General features: G+C 53.2%; 4 protein-coding genes. All 4 read left to right on the forward strand.

Annotated elements, in window-relative coordinates:
• A partial coding sequence (locus B3Z49_RS05700; RefSeq protein WP_296988787.1) for a TonB-dependent siderophore receptor occupies positions 1-1,221 on the forward strand: 1,221 nt, incomplete at its 5' end.
• Between the two features lie 162 nt (positions 1,222-1,383).
• The gene (locus tag B3Z49_RS05705; protein ID WP_296988789.1) at positions 1,384-2,115 is read left to right on the forward strand and encodes an ABC transporter ATP-binding protein; all 732 of its coding nucleotides are present in this window, start codon (positions 1,384-1,386) and stop codon (positions 2,113-2,115) included.
• A 14-nt stretch (positions 2,116-2,129) separates the two neighbouring features.
• On the forward strand, positions 2,130-3,071 hold the full coding sequence (locus B3Z49_RS05710) for an ABC transporter substrate-binding protein (RefSeq protein ID WP_296988791.1): 942 nt from the start codon (positions 2,130-2,132) through the stop codon (positions 3,069-3,071).
• Positions 3,068-4,747, forward strand: a 1,680-nt coding sequence (locus tag B3Z49_RS05715; RefSeq protein ID WP_296988793.1) for an iron ABC transporter permease, incomplete at its 3' end; no start/stop codon positions are given. The genes B3Z49_RS05710 and B3Z49_RS05715, both read left to right, overlap by 4 nt.

Here is a 4,747-nt window from a genome sequence, read left to right on the forward strand (position 1 = left end):
CCTGTTACTTTGGCCCAGAAGGCGCGGTTTGGATATTTCGATCTTGAGGCACGGTATCTGACCGGTGGTGTTGTTGGTGGCGGTTGGAATGCTGCCGACACCGAATATAGACGCGTAGCCCAAGCAGTACAGGAGACCCTCTGGAGCGCGCAGGTCGACAATCAAGTCATCACGACTTTCGACACCGCTGACGCCAAACACGAAGTCCTGACCGGTCTTGATCTGATGTATTCCAAGTCAGATTACCGCTCCGGTTCAAGCGCGGTGCTTAGTGACTATAGCTTCTATCTCAGCGATCCTTATCGCTCGATCTCCGGCACCACACCGGCTTACACAACACTTGATGACGTAACCTATAATCAGTCCGGCATCTATGTTCAGGACCAGATTGAACTGGGTAACTGGCATCTGAATGGTGGTGTGCGCTTTGATTATGCAGAACGCAAACGTATCAGCCGACTGACCAATACGGGGTCAACCGACTACAATACCGCCACAACCTTTAACGTCAGTGCCCTTTATGCCTTTGACAATGGCATCTCGCCTTATGTCAGTTGGGGCACATCCTTCTTGCCAAGCACCAGTCAGGACTCTGAAGGTAAAATGCTCACCCCGACGGAGGGTGAGCAGTATGAAGCTGGCATCAAGTTCGAACCGGTCGGGTTTGATGGCTTCTTCACGGTTTCCGCCTATCGCCTGACCGAGGACAACGTTGCCCGCTATGCTGGCTACAGTGGCTCTATCGGTTCGTATTATGACTCAATTGGCAAAGTTGAATCGCGCGGACTTGAGATTGAAGGCAGTGCCAATGTAACTGAAAATCTTAGCCTTGTTGGCAACCTTGCCTACAACAATGCCAAAATCGTCAAAGGCTCCTATCGCGGTAATACCCCACTTGTAACACCGGAAAAGACCGCATCCTCTTGGGCAAACTACAACTTCAATCAAGGCCCTCTTGATGGATGGGGATTTGGCGTTGGTGTCCGCTACACCGACTCAAGCTATGCCAATTACACCAATACGAGCAAGAACAAGCCCTATACGGTGCTTGATGCTGCGATCCGCTATGACTTCGCAGCACTTAGTAACAAGCTGGATGGTCTGACCCTTGCGATTAACGGCACTAACCTTGCCGATAACGATGCCGCTATCTGTAACAACGGTTACTGCTACCAGATCGAAGGACAGACCATAGCTGCAACTCTGAAATACGACTGGTAATCGATTAATCCGGGGCGCACGGTTGCGCCCCGGCCCCATTCTCGCAATCCGCGTTCACCGCGGATTTTCTGCGTTTATCGAGAGCTAATTATGGCCATGGATTTATCTGATCGTCCTGCTGTCCTTGGAATGCAAAAAGCCCGCTTTGAAACGGCTAGAGGCGTGACACTCCTTGACAACATATCCGTTACTTTCCGCGCTGGCTGCCTGACAGCAATTGTCGGCCATAATGGGTCTGGGAAATCCACTGCGCTTAAAATGCTGGCCGGACTGAACAAGCCAACCAGTGGAGCTGTCACACTTGACGGGAATGACGTTGGGCGGTTTAGCGCACGTGAGTTTGCCAAAAACGTTGCCTATCTCGCACAGGACCCGGGGCACGGGGCGGACTATACCGTCGAAGAACTGATTGCGCTTGGTCGTTATCCATGGCACGGGCCATTTGGTCGCCTGCGCGAGCGCGACAAACAATCGATTGAACGTGCGATCCTTTTGACGGGCCTCGAAGCCCTTCGCAAACGCGCAGTCAGCACGCTTTCAGGTGGTGAACGCCAAAGAGCCTGGATCGCAGTTACACTTGCGCAACAAGCCTCCTGCCTTTTGCTTGATGAGCCGATTTCTGCGCTGGATCTATCACATCAATACGAAATCCTGCTTTTACTCGAACAGCTCTGCAAACAGGACGGTCTATGCATTGTTGCCGTCTTGCATGACATCAATCTGGCCGCGCGCTTTGCCGATCATATTGTCGCGCTTAAGGGCGGTAAACTGATCGCGGATGCGCCACCGGCGACCATCATGCAGTCAGACATGCTTCGCGATATTTTTGGCATGGATATGCTGGTGCAGCCTCACCCCACCAATGGGCATCCTTTTGCCCTTGCCAATGTGTGATTGGGGGCGATTCAATGCATCAACAACATCAGACATGTTCCAGACGACACTTTCTTAAGGGTCTTGCTGGTCTATCTGCCATTGCAACGCTCACACCTGTGCTGCCAGAAAGCTTTACACGCTCCGCTAAGGCTGATGTTCCCAAGCGTGTAGTCATCGCAGATGGCGCACTTGCTGAAACAGCACTTGCGATGGGGATCGTTCCGCTTGCCATGGCGGATGTGCCAGGATACCGCGCCTGGGTTCAGGAACCAAAAGTTCCTGAACAGGTCATCAATCTTGGCGCACGTTTTCAACCAAGTCTGGAAAGATTGGCGCAACTTGATCCCGATCTGATACTGACCAGCAGTTTCTATGCAAACCAGTATTCCCGCCTTTCCGACCTGGCCCCGATTGAAAAAATCGACATTTATAGCAGTAGCAAGAAGCCCTTCCTGAATGCGATGGCCGCGGCACAAAAGATTGCCGAAGTTACCGGGCATCGGGGCACTGCCGAGATACTGATCTCGGACACCCTAAGCCGCATAGATCAAGCCTCTCGCAAACTTACTTCATCGCAGGCCAGTTCGGTACTTGTCACCAGCATGCTCTCGCCGCGCCACATGCGGGTCTATGGGCAAAACAGTCTGATGCAGGATGTGATTGATCGCCTTCCCGTCAAAAACGCCTGGACAGGCCCCACCAATCATTGGGGGTTTGCGACCGTGACGATCGATCAGATCGCGCAATACTCAAACGCAGCCCTCATCGCGATCAAACCCGTTCCAGACAATGTCGACCGCGCAATTGTACATAGCCCGATCCTTTCGGAACTACCGTCCATCAAACGCTTTGGGCTGATCACGATGCCACCAGTAGCAACATTTGGCGGGCTTTTTGCCGCCGGTCGCTTTTCTGATCTGCTTGCCAATGCCCTGACATCGCAAGGTGCTGCTCATGGGGAATTCGCTTCATGACAAGTCAAGCCATGCGCAGACATGCGATCCAATTCCATGCGGTTCCCGTTTCGCTTTGCATCCTTGCCGTGTTGCTAAGCCTGCTGTCTCTGGACATTGAGGCCGGTAGCCTGTCCCCGGCGGCAATATTCGACCTTGCGGCTGGATCGGACACGCGGTCGTTGTTGCTTACCCAGGGCTGGATACCAAGGTTTTTGATTGCACTTGTCGCTGGTGCGGGTCTTGCCGTTGCCGGTGCTTTGTTTCAACACACGTTAAAAAACCCGTTGGCATCGCCGTCCACACTTGGCCTTGCAGGCGGCGCTAAACTGGCGCTGACACTGGTGACGCTCTATGTGCCGGGTGCGTTTGCCATTGGTCAGGAAACGATTGCACTGTTGGGTGCACTTGTTGTCGGTTTTCTGGTATTTGCCTTGGCGCGCCGCAGTGGCTTCTCGCCACTGATCGTCATCCTGACAGGTATGATAATCGCGCTCTATTGTGGGGCAGTAACAACTGCCTTGGCAATAATTCACCATGAATGGCTAAAAAGCCTGTTTATCTGGGGAAGCGGCGACCTTACCCAAGACGGTTGGTATATCCTTGAACCATTGGCAGCGAAAGTATGCATGGGTGCGGCACTGGCTGTCGCCTTGGCCCGACCGCTTGAAATGCTTAATCTCAGCGATCATCAGGCGATCGTCCTTGGCGCATCGCCAGGACGACTGCGACTACTTTGCCTTTTGATCGGCTGTTGGCTTACGGCAACCATTGTTGCAGCGGTAGGTATTATCGGGTTTGTCGGACTGGCTGGACCAGCCATTACGCGCATGCTGGGCTTCAGACGGTTGCGATCAAAACTTCTGATGTCTGCTGTTTTCGGCGCCGTACTATTGTGTGCTGCGGATCAAGGTGTTCAGGTTTTATCAGGATATATTGGGACATTGGTGCCTGCTGGTGCGCTGACCGGGATTCTCGGTGGACCGCTTTTAATCATTATGATCCGGCAACTGCGCAGCAATTCTCAACCATCGCAAAACACGTCACCCGCCCCAGAACCTGATCAGCGCAACATTAGAAATCACTTGCGCGTTCTGGCTGGTGTGCTTCTGGTGATCATAGGGGCGATCTTGGTCGGTCGAGATATTCACGGTGACTGGCAACTTCAATTGGGTAATGCGCTGAATACCGTCTGGCCGTGGCGCGGTCCGCGTATTCTCGGCGCAATGGCTGCTGGAACCATGCTGGCAATTGCAGGCACCATATTGCAACGCATGACGGCAAACCCGATGGCAAGTCCCGAAAGTCTGGGTGTCAGTGCAGGTGCTGCAATCGGTATGATTGCGATTGTCTTCCTGATCGATGCACCAACGGCTTGGTTGCAGATTTCTGGTGCAGCAATTGGTGCATTCATTACCCTGGGGGCGATCTTTGCGCTTACCCGAAAATCTGGATACGCGCCGGAACGGATTTTGATTGCCGGTATTGCGATTGGTGCTTTGTTTGATGGCTTCATCGCATTTCTGATGGCCGGTGGTGATCCCCGCGCAACACGCTTGTTGGCCTGGAGTTCGGGATCAACATACGGCCTTGGCTTCGACCGCGCGAGTGTTCTGGCAATCATTGCTGTGAGCGCCTTACCCATTCTTCCAGCATTTGCCCGTTGGCTTAATCTGTTTCCGCTGGGGCCTGTGACA

The organism is Thalassospira sp. UBA1131 (assembly GCF_002311515.1).
GTDB lineage: Bacteria > Pseudomonadota > Alphaproteobacteria > Rhodospirillales > Thalassospiraceae > Thalassospira.

Coding starts and splice junctions, on each gene's coding strand:
- B3Z49_RS05710 (WP_296988791.1), top strand. CDS start 2,130: ATGCATCAACAACATCAGACATGTTCCAGACGACACTTTCTTAAGGGT.